Source organism: Ectothiorhodospira lacustris, assembly GCF_022227785.1.
GTDB classification, from domain to species: Bacteria; Pseudomonadota; Gammaproteobacteria; order Ectothiorhodospirales; family Ectothiorhodospiraceae; genus Ectothiorhodospira; species Ectothiorhodospira lacustris.
Window position 1 is genome coordinate 60001 of sequence record NZ_JAJNQM010000003.1, and the last position, 18118, is coordinate 78118.

An 18118-nucleotide genomic window follows, 5' to 3' on the forward strand; every position below is an offset into this window, starting at 1 on the left:
TCTGCCCCAGATAGGGACCCTCTCTTCCAAAGTCGGTGAAGGTCACGATCATGAATCCGCCCTCCAATGCTTCAACGGTGCCGGACAACGCGGATACGAAAAAGCCGGCACAAAGGCCGGCTTTTTCGTATCACCATGAAACAGAACACAATGCCGAAGAAGATTACTCCGCAGCCTCCGCAGCCACAGGCTCCGGACGATCCACCAGTTCCACGTAAGCCATCGGCGCATTGTCTCCCTTGCGGAAACCACACTTCAGGATGCGCAGATAACCACCCGGACGGGTCTGGTAACGAGGACCCAGCTCATTGAACAGCTTGCCCACGATCTCGTCGTCCCGCAGACGCGCAAAGGCGAGACGGCGGGTATGGACGCTATCTTCCTTTGCCAGAGTGATCAAAGGCTCAGCCACCCGGCGCAGTTCCTTCGCCTTGGGCAGCGTCGTCTTGATCGCTTCGTGGCGGAACAGCGACAACGCCAGGCTCTGCATGGTGGCCTTGCGGTGTGAACTGTTGCGATTAAGTTGCCTACCCGAGTGACGGTGACGCATGGCTTTTATTCCTTAAGTCAAAATCTGCGAGACGACCGGAGTTAGCCGGCGCTCTTCTTTTCGTGTTCTTTAAGGCCCGGCGGCGGCCAGTTCTCAAGACGCATACCCATGGACAAGCCATGAGAGGCCAGCACGTCCTTGATCTCGGTCAAGGACTTCTTCCCCAGGTTCGGGGTCTTGAGCAGCTCCACTTCGGTTCTCTGAATCAGATCACCAATGTAGTAGATGTTCTCCGCCTTCAGGCAGTTGGCCGAACGCACCGTCAATTCCAGATCGTCCACCGGACGCAGCAGGATCGGGTCGATGTCCATGGACTTGCTTTCCTGGGTGATGGTTTCATCACCTCGCAGTTCCACAAAGGCCATCAACTGACTCTGCAGGATCGTGGCAGCCTGGCGAATGGCGTCGTCCGGAGACACAGTACCGTTGGTCTCCAGTTCGATGACCAGACGGTCCATGTCCGTGCGCTGTTCCACACGGGCACTTTCCACGTTGTAAGCCACACGCCGAATCGGGCTGAAGCTGGCATCCAGCATCAAACGGCCGATCGGGCGATCCTCACCATCGGCCTGACGACGGGCGGACACCGGTTGATAACCACGGCCCTTCCCCACCTTCAGGGTCATATTCAGCTCACCGCTCTTGGTGAGATGGGCAATGACATGATCCGGATTCACGACTTCCACGTCATGATCCAGGGTGATATCACCGGCAGTAACCACACCCGGCCCCTTCTTCTTCAGGACCAGGGTGGCTTCGTCCCGAGCGGTCATGCGCAGTGCAATGCCCTTGAGGTTCAACAGGACATCGACGACATCCTCCTGAACCCCTTCGAGGGTGGTGTACTCATGCAACACACCTTCGATCTCCGCCTCCACCACGGCGGCGCCGGGAATGGAGGACAGCAAAATACGGCGAAGCGCGTTGCCGAGTGTATGACCGAAACCCCGCTCAAGCGGCTCCAGCACCACCTTGGACACATTGTCCGTGATGGACTGGACCTCGATATGTCGAGGCTTGAGGAGTTCGTTGACCTTGGTCTGCATCAAAGACCTCGTAACTAATTACTTGGAGTAGAGCTCGACCACCAGGGATTCGTTAATATCCGCCGGCAGGTCGCTGCGCTCAGGAGCGTTCTTGAATACGCCTTCCATCTTCTTGGTGTCCACGTCCACCCACTCGGGGAAGCCGAACTGCTCAGCCAGCGCCAGGGAATCCTGGATACGGACCTGCTTGCGGGACTTCTCACGAATGGAGATCACGTCCGTGGGCTTGACCTGATAGGAAGCGATATTCACGGTGCGGCCGTTCACCTGGATGGCCTTGTGACTTACCAGCTGACGGGCTTCCGCGCGCGTACTGCCAAAGCCCATCCGGTACACCACGTTGTCCAGCCGGCATTCCAGCAGACGCAGCAGGTTATCACCGGTGGAGCCTTTGAGTCGGCTCGCTTCCTTGTAGTAGTTGCGGAACTGACGCTCCAGCACTCCATAGATACGGCGCAGCTTCTGCTTTTCACGCAGCTGCACACCGTAGTCGGACAGGCGGGTGCGGCGATCGCCGTGCTGCCCGGGAGCTTTGTCCAGCTTGCACTTGGAATCCAGTGCGCGGACGCGGCTCTTCAGGGACAAGTCGGTGCCTTCGCGGCGACTCAGCTTGCACTTGGGACCAATATAACGTGCCATGGTGCTCCTCCGGGACTATACGCGCCGCTTCTTCGGCGGACGGCAACCATTGTGGGGAATCGGCGTGATGTCGCTGATGTTCGTAATCTTGAAGCCCACGTTATTCAGGGCGCGAACCGCCGACTCCCGCCCCGGGCCAGGACCCTTGACGAGCACTTCCAGATTCTTGAGACCATATTCCTGAGCAGCCGTACCGGCACGCTCAGCAGCCACCTGGGCGGCGAACGGCGTGCTCTTGCGGGAGCCGCGGAACCCGGAACCACCGGCCGTGGCCCAGGACAGGGTATTGCCCTGGCGGTCGGTGATCGTCACGATCGTGTTGTTGAAGGACGCATAGACATGCGCCACACCGTCGGAGACGGACTTCTTGACCTTCTTACGGGTCCGGGTGGGGGCCTGTGCCATACCTGTTTCCTGTAATCCTGATAATTACTTGCGGATGGGGCGACGCGGTCCCTTGCGGGTGCGCGCATTCGTGCGGGTACGCTGACCGCGCAGAGGCAGGCCGCGACGGTGGCGCAAGCCCCGGTAGCAACCCAGATCCATCAAGCGCTTGATGTTCATGGAGGTTTCGCGACGAAGATCACCTTCGACGCTGAAACGCCCCACTTCCGTACGCACCTTCTCCACTTCGTCTTCGGAGAGATCGCGGATCTTGATGTCCGGACGAATCCCAGCCGCCACGCAGATCTTCTGGGCACGGGTTTTACCAACACCGTAGATTGCCTGAAGGGCAATCACGGCATGTTTGTGGTCCGGAATATTGACACCTGCTACACGAGCCATCCAGCTATCTCCAAGCACCGGCGGAAAAGCCGGGTATTCTAACCAGTGAACGCCGCCGAATCAACGGTTAACCCTGCCGCTGTTTGTGACGGGGATCCGAGCAGATCACACGCACAACACCGTTGCGGCGGATGATCTTGCAGTTGCGGCAAATCTTTTTTACAGACGCACGTACTTTCATCTCAATTTCCTCTAGCTGGGCCTGCTATCGCAGCATGCCCGACTTGCCATAGCCTTTCAGGTTGGCCTTGCGCATCAATCCCTCGTACTGATGGGACACCAGGTGCGCCTGCAACTGCGCCATGAAATCCATCACCACGATCACGATGATCAGCAGGGACGCACCACCGAAATAAAAGGGCACGTTCCAGTACAGGATCAGGAACTCGGGCATCAGACACACGGCGGTGATGTAGATGGCACCGACCGCCGTCAGACGGGTCATGACGCTATCAATGTACCGCTCGGTCTGCGCCCCCGGCCGGATACCTGGAATAAAGGCACCTGATTTTTTCAGGTTTTCCGCCGTCTCCCGGGCATTGAAGACCAACGCCGTGTAGAAGAAGCAGAAGAACACGATCGCCGCACCATAGAGCATCACATAGAGCGGCTGTCCAGGGCCCAGGGCCGTCGACAGATCCCGCAACCAAGTCATACCCTCCGCCTGCCCGAACCAAGTCCCCAGAGTGGCGGGGAACAGGATGATACTGGAGGCGAAGATGGCCGGGATCACACCCGCCATGTTCAGCTTCAGGGGCAGATGACTACTCTGACCACCGAAAACCTTGCGTCCGACCTGACGCTTGGCGTAGTTCACAGTAATGCGACGCTGACCACGCTCCACGAAGACGATGAAGCCAATCACCGCCATGCCCATGGCCATGAGCAGGATCACGAAGGCCGGCGACAGCTCACCGGTGCTGGCCAGCTCTAGGGTACCACCCAGGGCACCCGGCAGACCGGCAACGATCCCGGCGAAGATGATGATGGAAATACCGTTACCGATACCCCGCTCCGTCACCTGCTCGCCCAGCCACATCAGGAACACCGTACCGGTCACCAGGGAGACCACCGTGGTGAAGATGAAGCCGATACCCGGATTGACGGCCACCGTGGTGTCGCCAATCACTTGCTGATTCAGCGCAATAGCAATACCGATACTCTGAATCAACGCCAGAAACACCGTGCCGTAGCGGGTGTACTGAGTGATCTTGCGCCTGCCCGGCTCCCCTTCCTTCTTGATCTGTTGCAGGGCCGGCACCGTTGCAGCCAGAAGCTGCATGATGATGGCCGCCGAGATATACGGCATCACCCCGAGGGCAAACAGACTCAGACGCTCAAGGGCTCCACCTGCGAACATGTTGAACATGTCCAGAATGGTCCCCGACTGAGCGTCGTAGAACTGCGCCATTGCAATGGGATCGATCCCCGGCACCGGGATGAACGTCCCGATACGGTAGACCACCAACGCCATCAGCACAAACAAAAGGCGCTGGCGAAGTTCAGTGAACTTCCCCAGCCCGCCTAATGTTGCGCCCCCTGCTGTATTGGAAGCGGCCACTTAGTCCTCGATCTGCCCGCCGGCGGCCTCAATGGCAGCCCGCGCGCCCTTGGTTACGGCCACGCCCTTGAGGCTCACGGCCTTGTCAATGGAACCCGAAGCAATCACCTTGGCCTTGACGGTCTGCGTCGGCACAACGCCGGCAGCCTTCAGTGCGGCCAGGTCGATCACGCCTTCCAGGCCCGCCAGTTCGTGCAGACGCACCTCGGCACTGCCGGCACTGGTACGGGAGCGGAAACCCACCTTCGGCAGACGACGCTGCAAGGGCATCTGACCGCCCTCAAAGCCCACCTTGTGGTAGCCACCGGCACGGGACTTCTGACCCTTGTGACCGCGACCACCCGTCTTGCCCAGGCCGGAGCCGATACCGCGACCCAGACGCTTGGCACTGGGACGGCTGCCCGGGGCCGGGCTAAGATTGTTCAGTCTCATCTCAAACCTCCTCAACCTTCAGGAGATAGGATACCTTGTTGATCATCCCCCGATTTTCCGGCGTATCCTTGACGACCACCGGATTGTGGATACGACGGATGCCCAGACCACTCAGACAAGCCTGATGGCTCTTAAGCCGCCCATGCTTGCTGCGGATCAGCGTCACCTTGAGTTCGTTCGCGGCTGCCATGATTACCCCACGATCTCTTCGAGTTTCTTGCCACGCTTGGCGGCGATAAGCTTCGGATCATGCACGGCGATCAGGCCGTTCAGGGTCGCACGCACCACGTTGATGGGGTTGCGCGAACCGATGCATTTGGCCAGCACGTTACGCACACCGGCCACCTCGAAAACGGCACGCATGGCACCACCGGCGATAATCCCGGTACCTTCGGAGGCGGGCTGCATGAAGACCTTCGCGGCGCCGTGACGGGAACTCACGGAGTAATGCAGCGTGCCATCGTTGAGAGGGACGGAGCGCATATTCTTGCGCGCGGATTCCATCGCCTTCTGGATAGCCAGGGGTACTTCACGGGCCTTGCCGTAGCCAAAGCCGACCTTACCGTTGCCGTCACCGACCACGGTCAGGGCAGTAAAACGAAACTGGCGTCCACCTTTGACCACCTTGGCCACACGGTTGACGGAGATGAGCTTCTCCTGAAGGCCGTCGTTCTCGCTCGCATTCACACTTGCCATTGCATCACCCTTGTCAGAATTCCAGGCCACCTTCGCGGGCGGCATCGGCCAGCGCCTTCACACGGCCGTGATACTTGAACCCCGAGCGGTCGAACGCCACTTTCTTGATACCCTTGGCGACCGCACGCTCGGCAATCAAACGGCCCACGGCGGCAGCCGCTTCGATATTGCCGGTGGACTTCAGGCCTCCGCGCAAATCGGCTTCCACGGTGGAGGCGCAGGTCAGCACCTCGGAACCGGAGGGAGCGATGATCTGCGCATACACGTGCCGCGGCGTGCGGTGCACGCAGAGGCGATGGGCGCCGAGTTCACGGATCTTGTACCGGGCCCGTTTGGAGCGCCGGAGTCGAGCTTCTTTCTTATCCATTGCGGTCACCTAGCCTACTTCTTCTTCGCTTCCTTGCGGATGATCTGTTCATTCGCATACCGGATACCCTTGCCCTTATAGGGCTCCGGCGGACGGTAGCGGCGAATCTCGGAGGCAACCTGCCCCACCTTCTGCTTGTCGACGCCCTTCACCAGAATTTCGGTCTGGGTGGGGGTCTCAATGCTGATGCCTTCCGGCACCGGATATTCCACCGGGTGGGACAGACCAAGGGTCAGGTTCAGCTTGCTACCCTGCGCCTGGGCACGGTAGCCCACGCCCACGAGTTCCAGCTTGCGCTGGAAACCTTCGCTCACACCCACCACCATGTTGTTCACGACGGCGCGCATTGTACCTGCAATGGCATTGTGACGGGTATCACCATTAGCGGGTTTGAAGGTCAGTACACCTTCTTCCTGGGCAATCTCGACGTTCGGGTTGGCCGGGAAAGCAATATCTCCCTTCGGCCCCTTCACGGAGATCGACTCACTGCTGATAGACACATCGACGCCCTTGGGCAGTGCGATGGGGTTTTTCGCTACTCGGGACATGGCTTCAATCCGATTAGGAGACGATGCAAAGTACTTCGCCGCCCTGACCCTGGGCGCGGGCCTGGCGATCAGTCATCACACCTTTGGAGGTGGAGACGATGGCGACACCCAGTCCGCCGATCACCTTGGGCAGTTCATCCTTGCTACGGTAGATCCGCAGACCCGGCCGGCTGACGCGTCGGATGGTCTCGATTACCGGTTGGCCCTGGAAGTACTTCAGCTTCACCGTCATGACGGGTTTCTTGTCCTGCTCGTTCACCACCACATCGGCGACGTAGCCTTCATCCTTGAGGACGTTGGCGATAGCCACTTTCAGCTTGGAAGACGGCAGGCTGATTTCGGTCTTGGCAGCGCGCTGGCCATTACGGATGCGGGTCAGCAGATCTGCCACGGGATCGGTCATGCTCATATCAGGTGTTTCCCTCTTACCAGCTCGACTTGACCAGGCCCGGGACATCCCCGCGCATGGCCGCCTCGCGCAGCTTGTTGCGACCCAGGCCAAATTTCCGATAGTACCCATGGGGACGGCCGGTCAGGTGGCAGCGGTTGCGCTGGCGCACAGGACTGGAATCACGGGGCAGCTTCTGCAGCTTCATCACTGCAGCCATGCGATCCTCGTGGCTCGTCTCCGGGTTCTGGATGAGCGCCTTCAGCTCTGCGCGCTTCGCCGAGTACTGCTTAACCAACTGGGCGCGCTTGAGTTCGCGCATCATCATGGAAGTTTTGGCCATACTCTATAAACCTCTTATTGCTTGAACGGGAAGCGGAACGCTTCCAGCAGCGCCCGGCCTTCCTCGTCGGTCTTGGCCGTGGTGGTGATGGTGATATCCATACCGCGCAGGGCGTCGATCTTGTCGTAGTCCACTTCGGGGAAGATGATCTGTTCCCGAACGCCCATATTGAAATTGCCGCGACCGTCGAAGGACTTGCCGGAGATACCACGGAAGTCACGCACACGGGGCAGTGCCACGTTCACCAGACGATCGAGGAATTCGTACATCCGCTCCCGGCGCAGGGTCACCTTGCAGCCAATGGGGTAGTCATCGCGGATCTTGAAGCCGGCGATGGACTTGCGGGCACGGGTTACCACGGGCTTCTGACCGGCGATGGCGGTCATGTCGCTCAGGGCATGCTCGATGATCTTCTTGTCGGCCACCGCCTCACCCAGACCCATGTTCAGGGTAATCTTGGTGATGCGCGGAACCTCCATGACGTTGGAATAGTTGAAGCGCTCCATGAGCTGCTTCACCACCGTCTCCTGATAAAATGCTTTAAGCCTAGCCATCTGATCCACCTTAAGACGCGTCGACGACTTCGTTGTTGGACTTGTAGACGCGCACCTTCCGGCCGTCCTCCAGAGCCCTGAACCCGACGCGGTCGCCCTTGCCGGACGCAGGGTTGTACAGCATCACGTTGGAGGCATGCAAGGGCATCTCCTTGTCGATGATGCCGCCACTCACGCCTGCATACGGGTTGGGCTTCTGGTGCTTCTTCACCATGTTGACGTTCTGGACCAGCACCCGATCATTATCGAGCACCCTCAGAACGGTACCGCGGCGGCCCTTGTCTTTGCCGGCGATGACAACCACGTCATCACCCTGTCGAATTCTGCGCATCGTCTCTTACCTCAGCCTTACAGGACTTCCGGCGCCAGTGAAATAATCTTCATGAACCGCTCGCCGCGCAGCTCGCGGGTCACGGGTCCGAAGATACGGGTGCCGATGGGCTGGAGCTGGTTGTTGAGCAGAACGGCCGCGTTGCGGTCAAAGCGCACCACCGAACCATCCGGACGACGCACACCCTTGGCCGTCCGCACCACTACGGCATTATAAACCTCGCCTTTTTTCACCTTGCCGCGGGGGATGGCGTCCTTGACGCTCACCTTGATAATGTCGCCCACACTGGCATAGCGGCGATGAGAGCCGCCGAGCACCTTGATGCACTGGACCCGGCGCGCCCCGCTGTTGTCCGCTGCATCCAAAACCGTCTGCATCTGAATCATGTTCTGATCTCACTTCGTATCGGTGTTCACTTGCACCGGCTTACTCAGGCGCGCGCTCAACGACCTTAAGCAGACGGAACGTCTTGGTCCGGGACATGGGACGGCACTCCTTCACCAGGACCTTGTCGCCCATCCGGGAATCGTTGTTCTCGTCGTGCACATGGAGCTTCGTGGAGCGACGCATGTACTTACCGTACAGTGGATGCTTGACCCGGCGCTCAATGAGCACGGTACGGGTCTTGTCCATCTTGTCGCTCACCACACGGCCGGTGATCGCACGCTGTTCTTTCTGTTCCTGTTCGCTCATGACTTCACTCGCCTGCCATCGAACGCTGATTCAGCACGGTCTTGATGCGGGCAATATCCTTGCGGAGCTTGCCGAAGCGGTCAGGACGCGGCGACTGGCCGGTGCCCTTCTGCATGCGCATTTTGAACTGCTCGCGGTAGAGCTCCAGCAGTTCGCCTTGCAGCTCATCGCTGCCTTTTTCACGTACTTCGCTTACCTTCATCACATCACCTGCCGAGTCACAAATGCGGTCTTGATGGGCAGCTTGGCGGCGGCCAGGCGGAAGGCTTCCCTTGCCACTTCCTCACTGACGCCTTCCATCTCATAGAGCACACGACCGGGCTGAATCTTGCACACCCAGTACTCCACGTTGCCCTTACCCTTACCCATACGTACTTCAACGGGCTTCTTGGTGACCGGCACATCCGGGAACACCCGGATCCAGATCTTTCCGCCACGTTTGATGTGACGGGTCATGGCACGACGGGCCGCCTCAATCTGGCGGGCCGTAATCCGGCCCCGGTCCATGGACTTCAGGGCGTATTCACCGAAACTGACCTTTTCGCCGGAGGTGGCGAGACCGCGGTTCTTGCCCTTGAACTGCTTGCGGAATTTGGTCCTCTTGGGCTGCAGCATCTTTCAACTCCTCAGTTAACCGCGGCCTTGCCATCCTGGGGAGCGTCCGTCTTGCTATCGAAGTCGAACACCTCACCCTTGAACACCCACACCTTGACGCCGATGATGCCGTACGTGGTGCGAGCTTCGGCAAACCCATAATCAATGTCAGCACGCAACGTGTGCAGCGGCACGCGGCCTTCCCGGTACCACTCGCTGCGGGCAATTTCCGCACCATTCAAGCGACCGGCCACATGAACCTTCACGCCCAGGGCGCCCAAGCGCATGGCATTGCCCACGGCGCGCTTCATGGCGCGGCGGAACATGATGCGGCGCTCCAGCTGCTGGGCGATCCCTTCGGCGACCAGTTGCGCATCGGTCTCCGGCTTGCGGATCTCTTCAATGTTGATCTTGACGTTAGGGACAGCCAGACCCAGGCGACCCGCCACTTCTTTGCGCAGGGACTCGATGTCTTCCCCTTTCTTGCCGATGACGATACCCGGACGCGCCGTGTGGATCGTAATGAACGCCTGGCGCGCAGGCCTGGCAATCTGGATCCGGCTGACAGAGGCCTGGGCCAGTTTCTGCTTAAGGAACTGACGAATTTCCAGGTCCTTGTGCAGGTTATCCGCATAATCTCGTCCGTCGGCGTACCAGGTTGACGCCCAGTCGGCGGAGATCCCAAGGCGGAAGCCGATCGGATTTACTTTCTGACCCATCTCAGACCCCTAACTTTACTCAGCGCTCACGGCCACAGTGATATGGCTCGTGCGTTTCGTGATCCGGTTGGCACGGCCTTTCGCCCGTGCCGCGATGCGCTTGAGAACCGGCCCCTGGTCCACACAAATGCGTGATACCTTGAGCTCGTCCACATCAGCGCCGTCATTGTGTTCTGCGTTGGCAATGGCCGACTCGAGAACTTTCTTCACCAGGTGAGCACCCTTTTTAGGGCTGAAGCTCAGCACCTGGAGGGCCCGCTCGACGGGCAGCCCCCGAACCTGATCCGCCACCAGGCGGCATTTCTGCGGCGATATACGCGCAAATCGCAGTTGAGCCATGGTTTCCATGATGATCCCCTACCTAGCCTTCTTGTCGGCCACATGCCCCTTGAAGGTACGCGTTGCCGCGAACTCCCCGAGCTTGTGACCCACCATGTTCTCGCTGACCAGCACGGGCACGTGCTGACGCCCGTTATGCACGGCGATGGTCAAGCCCACCATTTGCGGAATGACCATCGACCGGCGAGACCAGGTCTTGACCGGACGCCGGTCATTGTTGGCAGCGGCGGTTTCGACCTTCTTCAGCAGATGATGATCGACAAAAGGACCTTTCTTGAGCGAACGCGGCACTGACCTATCCCCTCTTACTTCGCTTTGCGACGGCGAACAATCATGTTGTCCGTGCGCTTGTTCTTGCGGGTCTTGTAACCCTTGGTCGGCACACCCCACGGGGTGACCGGATGCAGACCGAAGTTCCGGCCTTCACCACCACCATGCGGGTGGTCCACCGGGTTCATGGCCGTACCGCGAACGGTGGGTCGGATACCCAGCCAACGCTTCGCACCGGCCTTGCCGAACTTGCGCAGACTGTGTTCCTGGTTACCCACCTCACCGATGGTGGCGCGGCAGTCCGCATGCACCTTGCGCATCTCGCCGGAGCGCAGACGCAGGGTCGCATACTGACCTTCGCGGGCCACCAGCTGGACGCCGGCGCCAGCACTGCGAGCCAGCTGGGCACCCTTGCCGGGACGCATCTCAATGCAGTGCACCACGGTACCCAGCGGAATGTTCCGCAGGGGCAGTGCGCTACCCGGCTTAATCGGAGCATGCACGCCGGAAACGATCGGATCGCCCGCCTTCACGCCACGGGGCGCAATGATATAGCGCCGCTCGCCGTCTGCATACAGGACCAGCGCAAGATGCGCCGTGCGGTTCGGATCATACTCCAGGCGCTCAACCTTGCCCGGAATATCATCTTTGTTCCGCTTGAAGTCCACGATGCGGTAGTGCTGTTTGTGTCCGCCGCCCACGTGCCGCACAGTCACGCGGCCCTGGTTGTTACGACCACCCGACCGGTGCTTCTTTTCCAGCAGAGGACCGAAGGGCTCGCCCTTATGCAGATCGGGCGTCACCACCCGGACCACAAAACGACGGCCCGCGGAGGTGGGTTTCGACTTGACGATCGCCATCTCGCGTTACCTTTCCGATTACTCGTTGCCGGCCAATTGAATATCGTGACCTGCTTCCAGAGTCACGTAGGCCTTTTTCCAATGCTTGCGGCGTCCGGCGTGGACACCCATGCGCTTGCGCTTACCCTGCTGGTTCAGCATGCGCACGGAGTTGACCTTGACTTCAAACAAGGATTCAACCGCCTTTTTCACTTCAACGCGGGTAGCGTCGACGGCCACTTTGAACACGTGCTGATTGTTCAGCTCAGCCAGCATGGTGCCTTTCTCAGACACATGCGGGGCCACCAGGACCTTGAGCAATTTTTCCTCGTTCATGACAGCCACCCTTCAACTTGCTTCAGCGCCGGCACGGTGATGACCACCTTGTCGAAGCCCACCAGAGCCACCGGATTCAGATCAACCACCTCACACACGCCCACGCGGAGCAGGTTGCGAGCAGACAGATAGAGATTGATATCCGCCTCACCGGTAACGATCAGGGCGCCGTCGAGATTCATGCCGTCCAGCTTGGCCTTCAGATCGCGGGTCTTGGGGGCATCGATGCTGAAAGCATCCACCACCACCAGACGCTCCTGACGGACCAGCTCGGAGAAGATGCTGGCCATGGCGGCGCGGTACATCTTCTTGTTCAGTTTCTGGGAATAATCCCGGGGACGAGCGGCAAAAGTCACACCACCCCCACGCCACAGTGGGCTGCGGATAGTACCGGCGCGAGCGCGGCCGCTACCCTTCTGACGCCAGGGCTTGGCGCCACCGCCGCGCACATCACTGCGGCTCTTCTGCGCCTTGGTACCGGCACGACCGCCTGCCATATAGGCAACCACGGCCTGGTGCACCAGGGCCTCGTTAAAATCCCGACCGAACGCGCGATCAGAGACCTCGACGTCCTGCTGGGTGTCTTGAACCTGAAGCTTCATGAGATTCAACCTTTCGCCTTAACAGCGGGACGCACCAGCACGTCACCACCGGTGGAACCCGGCACCGCGCCACGAATCAGGAGCAGATTGCGCTCGACATCAACCCGGACAACTTCCAGGTTCTGCACGGTGCAGCGCTCATTACCCATCTGGCCGGCCATCTTCTTACCCTTGAACACGCGACCCGGGGTCTGGTTTTGACCGATCGAGCCCGGCGCCCGATGAGAGCGCGAGTTACCATGGGTGGCATCCTGCATGCTGAAATTATGACGCTTGATGACACCCTGGAAGCCCTTACCCTTGCTAGTCCCGGTGACATCCACCTTCTGACCTGCAGAGAAGACTTCCACATTGAGGCTGGCACCGGCTTCGATACCTTCGCCCTCACCATCCTCAAGACGGAATTCCCAAAGACCACGCCCGGCTTCCACGCCGGCCTTGGCCAGGTGGCCCGCCAGGGGCTTGGAAACACGACTTGCCCTGCGACTGCCCACCGCGACCTGCACGGCCCGATAACCATCCCGGTCGCCGGTCTTAACCTGCGCCACCCGGTTAGGCTCAACCTCGATGACAGACACCGGCAGGGAGACTCCGTCTTCAGTGAAGACACGAGTCATGCCCACCTTGCGACCGACCAGTCCGATTGCCATGACACTACCTCTTGCTTCCGCCCCGAACCGGAGCGCCGAAGAAATTATTCTGCGTTCTGAAAATCACGGCCCGGCACAAGTTACCCTGCACCGGGCCATGGAAAGCCAACAATTATGCCACAACTATTGTGGCTAGTTAAGCTTTATTTGCACATCCACGCCAGCGGCCAGATCCAGCTTCATCAGGGCGTCCACGGTCTTGTCGGTGGGGTCCATGATGTCCATCAGGCGCTTGTGGGTCCGGATCTCGTACTGATCCCGGGCATCCTTATTGACGTGCGGAGAAATCAGCACGGTAAAGCTTTCCATCTTGGTCGGCAGCGGAATCGGGCCCTTCACACGAGCACCGGTCCGCTTCGCGGTTTCCACGATCTCACTGGCGGAACGATCGATCAGACGATGATCGAAGGCCTTAAGGCGAATACGGATTCTCTGCTTGGCTGCCATGATGCTTACTCGATGATCTTGGAAACGACGCCGGCACCGACGGTACGGCCACCTTCACGGATCGCGAAGCGCAGACCGTCTTCCATCGCGATCGGCGCGATCAGGGACACGGTCATCTTCACGTTGTCACCCGGCATCACCATCTCGATGCCTTCCGGCAGATCGCAGGAACCGGTCACGTCCGTGGTACGGAAATAGAACTGCGGACGGTAGCCGTTGAAGAACGGGGTGTGACGACCACCCTCTTCCTTCGACAGCACGTAAACTTCCGCTTCAAACTTGGTGTGCGGGGTGATCGAGCCGCTCTTGCACAGCACCTGACCACGCTCCACTTCGTCACGCTTCGTGCCGCGCAGCAGCACACCCACGTTGTCACCCGCCTGACCCTGATCCAGCAGCTTGCGGAACATCTCCACGCCGGTCACGGTGGTCTTGATGGTGTCGTGGATACCCACGATGGAGACTTCGTCTCCCACCTTCACGATGCCGCGCTCGATACGACCGGTCACTACAGTACCACGTCCCGAGATGGAGAACACGTCTTCCACCGGCATCAGGAACGCACCGTCGATGGCACGCTCAGGCTCCGGAATGTATTCGTCCAGGGCGGTAATCAGCTTGTCGATCGCCGGCATGCCGATATCGGAAGTATCGCCTTCCAGCGCCTTCAGCGCAGAACCCACGATGATCGGAGTATCGTCGCCAGGGAAGTCGTAACTGGACAGCAGGTCACGCACTTCCATATCCACCAGCTCCAACAGCTCGGCGTCGTCCACCATGTCGGCCTTGTTCAGGAACACGACGATATAGGGCACGCCCACCTGACGGGCCAGCAGGATGTGCTCGCGGGTCTGGGGCATCGGGCCGTCAGCGGCAGACACCACCAGGATCGCGCCGTCCATCTGCGCCGCACCGGTGATCATGTTCTTCACGTAGTCGGCGTGGCCGGGGCAGTCCACATGGGCGTAGTGACGATTATCAGACTCGTACTCCACGTGCGCGGTGGCAATGGTGATACCGCGAGCGCGCTCTTCCGGGGCGTTGTCGATCTGGTCGTAGGCACGGGCCTCACCACCAAATTTCTTCGCCTGAACCACCGTCAGCGCCGCCGTCAGCGTGGTCTTGCCATGGTCAACGTGACCAATGGTGCCCACGTTCACGTGCGGCTTCTTACGCTCAAATTTTTCCTTCGACACCTTGTATTACCCCTTCAATATTCGAATCTGGTGACGTCCGATCAAGCCGATCTTCAGGACGACTTCTTGATGACCGCTTCAGCCACGCTGGCCGGCGCTTCCGCATACTTGGAAAACTCCATGGAGTACACGGCGCGACCCTGGGTGGCGGAGCGCAGGTCGGTGGAGTAGCCGAACATCTCGGCCAGCGGCACCTCGGCGCGAACGATCTTGCCCGCCGGGGCATCGTCCATACCCTGCACCAGACCGCGACGACGGTTCAGGTCACCCATCACGTCGCCCATGTATTCTTCCGGCGTCACCACTTCCACCTTCATGATGGGCTCCAGCAGCACGGCGCCCGCCTTGGCGGCGCCCTCCTTGAAGCCGATGGAACCGGCGATCTTGAACGCGGCTTCGGAGGAGTCCACATCGTGGTAGGAACCGTCGAACAGGGTGACCTTCACGTCCACCACCGGGAAGCCGGCAATGACACCGTTCTTGATCTGCTCCTGCACGCCCTTGTCCACCGCCGGGATGTATTCCTTGGGCACCACACCACCCACGATACCGTTGACGAACTCGTAACCGGAACCGGCCTCAAGCGGCTCAATGCGCAGCCAGACGTGACCGTACTGACCACGACCACCGGACTGACGCACGAATTTGCCTTCCTGCTCCACCTTCTTGCGGATGGTTTCCCGGTAAGCCACCTGGGGCTTGCCCACATTGGCCTCCACCTTGAACTCGCGACGCATGCGGTCGACGATGATGTCCAGGTGCAACTCGCCCATGCCGGAAATGATGGTCTGGCCGGATTCCTCGTCGGTACGCACCTGGAAGGAAGGATCTTCCTGAGCCAGCTTGGACAGGGCCACGCCCATCTTTTCCTGGTCGCCCTTGGTCTTGGGCTCCACGGCCACGGAGATCACCGGCTCGGGGAACTCCATGCGCTCCAGGGTGATGATATTGCTCAGATCACACAGGGTATCGCCGGTGCCGACATCCTTCAGACCCACCGCAGCAGCGATGTCGCCCGCCCGCACTTCCTTGATCTCTTCGCGGGAGTTGGCGTGCATCTGCACGATACGGCCGATGCGCTCCTTCTTGCCCTTGACCGGGTTGTAGACGCTGTCGCCGGATTGCACCACACCGGAATAGACACGGAAGAAGGTCAGCGTACCCACGAACGGGTCGGTGGCGATCTTGAACGCCAGGGCGGCAAACGGCTCGTCATCGGTGGAATGACGCACGCCTTCACTCTCGGCGGCATCATCAAGAATACCTTTGATGGCCAACACGTCGGTGGGCGCCGGCATGAACTCGATGATGGCGTCCAGCATGCGCTGCACGCCCTTGTTCTTGAAGGCGGTACCACACAGAGCGGGAATCACTTCATTTCTGAGCGTACGGGCACGCAGACCCTGCTTGATCTCATCAACGCTCAGCTCACCGCCTTCCAGGTACTTTTCCATCAGCTCTTCGGAGCCTTCGGCGGCAGCTTCAACCATGTGCTCACGCCATTCGTTGCACAGCTCCAGCATCTCGGCCGGGATATCCTTGGCCTCGAAGGTCATACCCTGAGAGGCGTCATCCCAGTAGATGGCCTTCATGCTGAGCAGGTCCACCACACCACTGAAGGTATCCTCAGCGCCGATAGGAATCACGATGGGCACCGGATTGGCAGCCAGACGATCACGGATCTGCCCGATCACGCGCAGGAAGTTGGCGCCGGGGCGGTCCATCTTGTTGACGAACGCCATCCGCGGCACCTGGTACTTATTGGCCTGGCGCCACACGGTTTCGGACTGAGGCTCCACGCCACCCACGGCACAGAACACGGCACAGGCACCGTCGAGCACACGCAGGGAACGCTCCACTTCGATGGTGAAGTCCACGTGCCCGGGAGTGTCGATGATGTTGACGCGATGCTCCGGGAACTGCTTGTCCATACCTGACCAGAAGCAGGTGGTCGCCGCGGAGGTGATGGTGATGCCGCGCTCCTGCTCCTGCTCCATCCAGTCCATGGTAGCTGCGCCGTCATGCACCTCACCGAGCTTATGGGAGACGCCGGTATAGAACAGGATACGCTCCGTCGTGGTCGTCTTGCCGGCGTCGATGTGCGCCATGATACCGATATTCCGGTAGCGCTCGATGGGTGTTTTGCGTGCCACTTGAAATTACCTCGAAAAGTCTTGTTCTTGGCCGCCGGTTGCCTTACCAGCGGTAATGCGAGAAGGCCTTGTTGGCGTCCGCCATGCGGTGGGTGTCTTCACGCTTTTTCACCGCAGCACCCTTGCTATCAGCGGCATCCATCAACTCACCCGCCAGCTTCAGGGCCATGGACTTCTCGCCGCGCTTGCGGGAGGCATCCACGATCCAGCGCATGGCCAGGGCGTTCTGGCGCACGGCACGCACTTCCACGGGCACCTGGTAAGTAGCACCACCCACGCGGCGGGACTTCACCTCGACGCGGGGACGCACGTTCTCCAGCGCCTGCTCCAGCACCTGGATACCGTCACCCTTCTTCCCTTCAATCTGGGTCAGGGCGCCGTACAGCACGCGTTCCGCAACGGACTTCTTGCCGTCGCGCATCACGGTATTGATAAATTTGGCGAGCAGCTCACTCCCGTACTTGGGATCGGGAAGAATGGTGCGCTTGGGAGCTTCAGATCTTCTGGACATGGTCTTATCTCAACGAGCCCTTAGGCCTTCTTGGGACGCTTGGCGCCGTACTTGGAGCGAGCCTGCTTACGGTTCTGCACACCCTGGGTATCCAGGCTGCCACGGACCGTGTGATAGCGCACACCCGGCAAATCTTTGACACGACCACCACGAATGAGCACCACCGAGTGTTCCTGAAGGTTGTGACCTTCACCACCGATGTAGCTGGAGACCTCGTAACCGTTCGTCAGGCGCACACGAGCGACCTTACGCAGCGCGGAGTTCGGCTTCTTCGGCGTGGTGGTATAGACACGTGTACACACGCCACGCTTCTGCGGGCAGGCCTCCAGGGCCGGCACGTTGCTCTTTTCCGTCGGGCGCTTGCGCGGCTTGCGCACTAACTGGTTAATTGTTGCCATGAAAGCGTTTCTCCTAGCCCAAAAACAACGACAGGCCGGACCTACCGGCCTGTCGAGGGTGCGATATGTTAGGCAGAGGGCCCGTCAGTGTCAAGACATGACGGGCACACTCACCACCAAAAGACTGCTG

Annotated in this window: 33 protein-coding genes (1 of these 33 cut by a window edge); all 33 read right to left on the bottom strand. The window is 59.8% G+C overall.

Features of this window, described 5'->3' with window-relative positions; all coding sequences use genetic code 11:
* Positions 1-52, bottom strand: partial view of an SAM hydrolase/SAM-dependent halogenase family protein gene (locus tag LQ952_RS01245; RefSeq protein WP_238620742.1) — the start only. Its footprint begins 677 nt before the window's first position; only the first 52 of its 729 coding nucleotides appear in the window; its start codon is at positions 50-52; the stop codon falls past the left edge of the window.
* A 111-nt stretch (positions 53-163) separates the two neighbouring features.
* A complete protein-coding gene (gene rplQ, locus LQ952_RS01250; protein ID WP_238620744.1) occupies positions 164-550 on the bottom strand; it encodes a 50S ribosomal protein L17 in 387 nt (128 codons plus the stop codon).
* A gap of 41 nt (positions 551-591) precedes the next feature.
* Positions 592-1596 carry a DNA-directed RNA polymerase subunit alpha gene (locus tag LQ952_RS01255; RefSeq protein WP_238620746.1) on the bottom strand — a complete coding sequence of 335 codons (1005 nt, stop codon included), beginning with the start codon at positions 1594-1596 and terminating at the stop codon, positions 592-594.
* Between the two features lie 18 nt (positions 1597-1614).
* The gene (rpsD, locus tag LQ952_RS01260) at positions 1615-2235 is read right to left on the bottom strand and encodes a 30S ribosomal protein S4 (protein WP_238620748.1); all 621 of its coding nucleotides are present in this window, start codon (positions 2233-2235) and stop codon (positions 1615-1617) included.
* Between the two features lie 15 nt (positions 2236-2250).
* Positions 2251-2640, bottom strand: a complete 390-nt coding sequence (rpsK, locus tag LQ952_RS01265; RefSeq protein WP_008933184.1) for a 30S ribosomal protein S11 — start codon at positions 2638-2640, stop codon at positions 2251-2253.
* A 24-nt stretch (positions 2641-2664) separates the two neighbouring features.
* A complete protein-coding gene (gene rpsM, locus LQ952_RS01270; protein WP_238620749.1) occupies positions 2665-3021 on the bottom strand; it encodes a 30S ribosomal protein S13 in 357 nt (118 codons plus the stop codon).
* A gap of 67 nt (positions 3022-3088) precedes the next feature.
* The gene (rpmJ, locus tag LQ952_RS01275; RefSeq protein ID WP_008933182.1) at positions 3089-3202 is read right to left on the bottom strand and encodes a 50S ribosomal protein L36; all 114 of its coding nucleotides are present in this window, start codon (positions 3200-3202) and stop codon (positions 3089-3091) included.
* 24 nt (positions 3203-3226) lie between these two features.
* Positions 3227-4582, bottom strand: a complete 1356-nt coding sequence (gene secY, locus LQ952_RS01280) for a preprotein translocase subunit SecY (protein WP_347402036.1) — start codon at positions 4580-4582, stop codon at positions 3227-3229.
* The gene (gene rplO, locus LQ952_RS01285) at positions 4583-5014 is read right to left on the bottom strand and encodes a 50S ribosomal protein L15 (RefSeq protein ID WP_238620750.1); all 432 of its coding nucleotides are present in this window, start codon (positions 5012-5014) and stop codon (positions 4583-4585) included.
* Between the two features lies 1 nt (position 5015).
* Complete coding sequence (gene rpmD / locus LQ952_RS01290; RefSeq protein ID WP_238620752.1) at positions 5016-5204, bottom strand: 50S ribosomal protein L30; 189 nt, start codon at positions 5202-5204, stop codon at positions 5016-5018.
* Between the two features lie 2 nt (positions 5205-5206).
* Positions 5207-5710 carry a 30S ribosomal protein S5 gene (gene rpsE / locus LQ952_RS01295; RefSeq protein ID WP_238620754.1) on the bottom strand — a complete coding sequence of 168 codons (504 nt, stop codon included), beginning with the start codon at positions 5708-5710 and terminating at the stop codon, positions 5207-5209.
* Positions 5711-5723: 13 nt separating this feature from the next.
* Complete coding sequence (gene rplR / locus LQ952_RS01300) at positions 5724-6077, bottom strand: 50S ribosomal protein L18 (RefSeq protein ID WP_238620756.1); 354 nt, start codon at positions 6075-6077, stop codon at positions 5724-5726.
* 14 nt (positions 6078-6091) lie between these two features.
* Complete coding sequence (rplF, locus tag LQ952_RS01305) at positions 6092-6625, bottom strand: 50S ribosomal protein L6 (protein WP_238620758.1); 534 nt, start codon at positions 6623-6625, stop codon at positions 6092-6094.
* A 13-nt stretch (positions 6626-6638) separates the two neighbouring features.
* The gene (rpsH, locus tag LQ952_RS01310) at positions 6639-7034 is read right to left on the bottom strand and encodes a 30S ribosomal protein S8 (RefSeq protein WP_238620759.1); all 396 of its coding nucleotides are present in this window, start codon (positions 7032-7034) and stop codon (positions 6639-6641) included.
* A 16-nt stretch (positions 7035-7050) separates the two neighbouring features.
* Positions 7051-7356 (bottom strand): 30S ribosomal protein S14, encoded by a 306-nt coding sequence (rpsN, locus tag LQ952_RS01315; protein ID WP_008933174.1) that lies wholly within the window; start codon positions 7354-7356, stop codon positions 7051-7053.
* A gap of 14 nt (positions 7357-7370) precedes the next feature.
* Positions 7371-7910 (bottom strand): 50S ribosomal protein L5, encoded by a 540-nt coding sequence (rplE, locus tag LQ952_RS01320; RefSeq protein ID WP_238620760.1) that lies wholly within the window; start codon positions 7908-7910, stop codon positions 7371-7373.
* A 10-nt stretch (positions 7911-7920) separates the two neighbouring features.
* Positions 7921-8241, bottom strand: a complete 321-nt coding sequence (gene rplX / locus LQ952_RS01325) for a 50S ribosomal protein L24 (RefSeq protein WP_238620762.1) — start codon at positions 8239-8241, stop codon at positions 7921-7923.
* A 17-nt stretch (positions 8242-8258) separates the two neighbouring features.
* Complete coding sequence (rplN, locus tag LQ952_RS01330; protein WP_200176790.1) at positions 8259-8627, bottom strand: 50S ribosomal protein L14; 369 nt, start codon at positions 8625-8627, stop codon at positions 8259-8261.
* A gap of 40 nt (positions 8628-8667) precedes the next feature.
* Positions 8668-8934, bottom strand: a complete 267-nt coding sequence (rpsQ, locus tag LQ952_RS01335; protein ID WP_008933170.1) for a 30S ribosomal protein S17 — start codon at positions 8932-8934, stop codon at positions 8668-8670.
* A 4-nt stretch (positions 8935-8938) separates the two neighbouring features.
* Entirely contained in the window at positions 8939-9136 is a 198-nt protein-coding gene (rpmC, locus tag LQ952_RS01340; protein WP_238620764.1) for a 50S ribosomal protein L29, read from the bottom strand.
* The gene (rplP, locus tag LQ952_RS01345; protein ID WP_200176788.1) at positions 9136-9549 is read right to left on the bottom strand and encodes a 50S ribosomal protein L16; all 414 of its coding nucleotides are present in this window, start codon (positions 9547-9549) and stop codon (positions 9136-9138) included. The genes rpmC and rplP overlap by 1 nt, the downstream gene beginning before the upstream one ends.
* Before the next feature lie 11 nt (positions 9550-9560).
* Entirely contained in the window at positions 9561-10247 is a 687-nt protein-coding gene (gene rpsC, locus LQ952_RS01350) for a 30S ribosomal protein S3 (RefSeq protein WP_238620766.1), read from the bottom strand.
* A gap of 15 nt (positions 10248-10262) precedes the next feature.
* Positions 10263-10595, bottom strand: a complete 333-nt coding sequence (rplV, locus tag LQ952_RS01355; protein ID WP_008933166.1) for a 50S ribosomal protein L22 — start codon at positions 10593-10595, stop codon at positions 10263-10265.
* Between the two features lie 9 nt (positions 10596-10604).
* Entirely contained in the window at positions 10605-10877 is a 273-nt protein-coding gene (rpsS, locus tag LQ952_RS01360) for a 30S ribosomal protein S19 (RefSeq protein WP_008933165.1), read from the bottom strand.
* Between the two features lie 14 nt (positions 10878-10891).
* Complete coding sequence (gene rplB / locus LQ952_RS01365; protein ID WP_238620768.1) at positions 10892-11716, bottom strand: 50S ribosomal protein L2; 825 nt, start codon at positions 11714-11716, stop codon at positions 10892-10894.
* 18 nt (positions 11717-11734) lie between these two features.
* Positions 11735-12031 (bottom strand): 50S ribosomal protein L23, encoded by a 297-nt coding sequence (gene rplW / locus LQ952_RS01370; RefSeq protein ID WP_238620770.1) that lies wholly within the window; start codon positions 12029-12031, stop codon positions 11735-11737.
* The gene (gene rplD, locus LQ952_RS01375; RefSeq protein ID WP_238620772.1) at positions 12028-12633 is read right to left on the bottom strand and encodes a 50S ribosomal protein L4; all 606 of its coding nucleotides are present in this window, start codon (positions 12631-12633) and stop codon (positions 12028-12030) included. The genes rplW and rplD overlap by 4 nt, the downstream gene beginning before the upstream one ends.
* A gap of 5 nt (positions 12634-12638) precedes the next feature.
* Positions 12639-13283: a 50S ribosomal protein L3 gene (gene rplC, locus LQ952_RS01380; RefSeq protein WP_238620773.1), complete on the bottom strand. Its 645-nt coding sequence runs from the start codon at positions 13281-13283 to the stop codon at positions 12639-12641.
* 132 nt (positions 13284-13415) lie between these two features.
* Entirely contained in the window at positions 13416-13730 is a 315-nt protein-coding gene (gene rpsJ, locus LQ952_RS01385; RefSeq protein ID WP_008933160.1) for a 30S ribosomal protein S10, read from the bottom strand.
* A gap of 5 nt (positions 13731-13735) precedes the next feature.
* Complete coding sequence (gene tuf, locus LQ952_RS01390; RefSeq protein ID WP_238620774.1) at positions 13736-14926, bottom strand: elongation factor Tu; 1191 nt, start codon at positions 14924-14926, stop codon at positions 13736-13738.
* 53 nt (positions 14927-14979) lie between these two features.
* A complete protein-coding gene (gene fusA / locus LQ952_RS01395) occupies positions 14980-17079 on the bottom strand; it encodes an elongation factor G (protein ID WP_238620778.1) in 2100 nt (699 codons plus the stop codon).
* Positions 17080-17122: 43 nt separating this feature from the next.
* Positions 17123-17590, bottom strand: coding sequence for a 30S ribosomal protein S7 (gene rpsG, locus LQ952_RS01400; RefSeq protein WP_238620779.1), 468 nt, complete (start codon positions 17588-17590; stop codon positions 17123-17125).
* Positions 17591-17610: 20 nt separating this feature from the next.
* Entirely contained in the window at positions 17611-17988 is a 378-nt protein-coding gene (rpsL, locus tag LQ952_RS01405; protein WP_008933192.1) for a 30S ribosomal protein S12, read from the bottom strand.
* Positions 17989-18118: the final 130 nt, after the last annotated feature.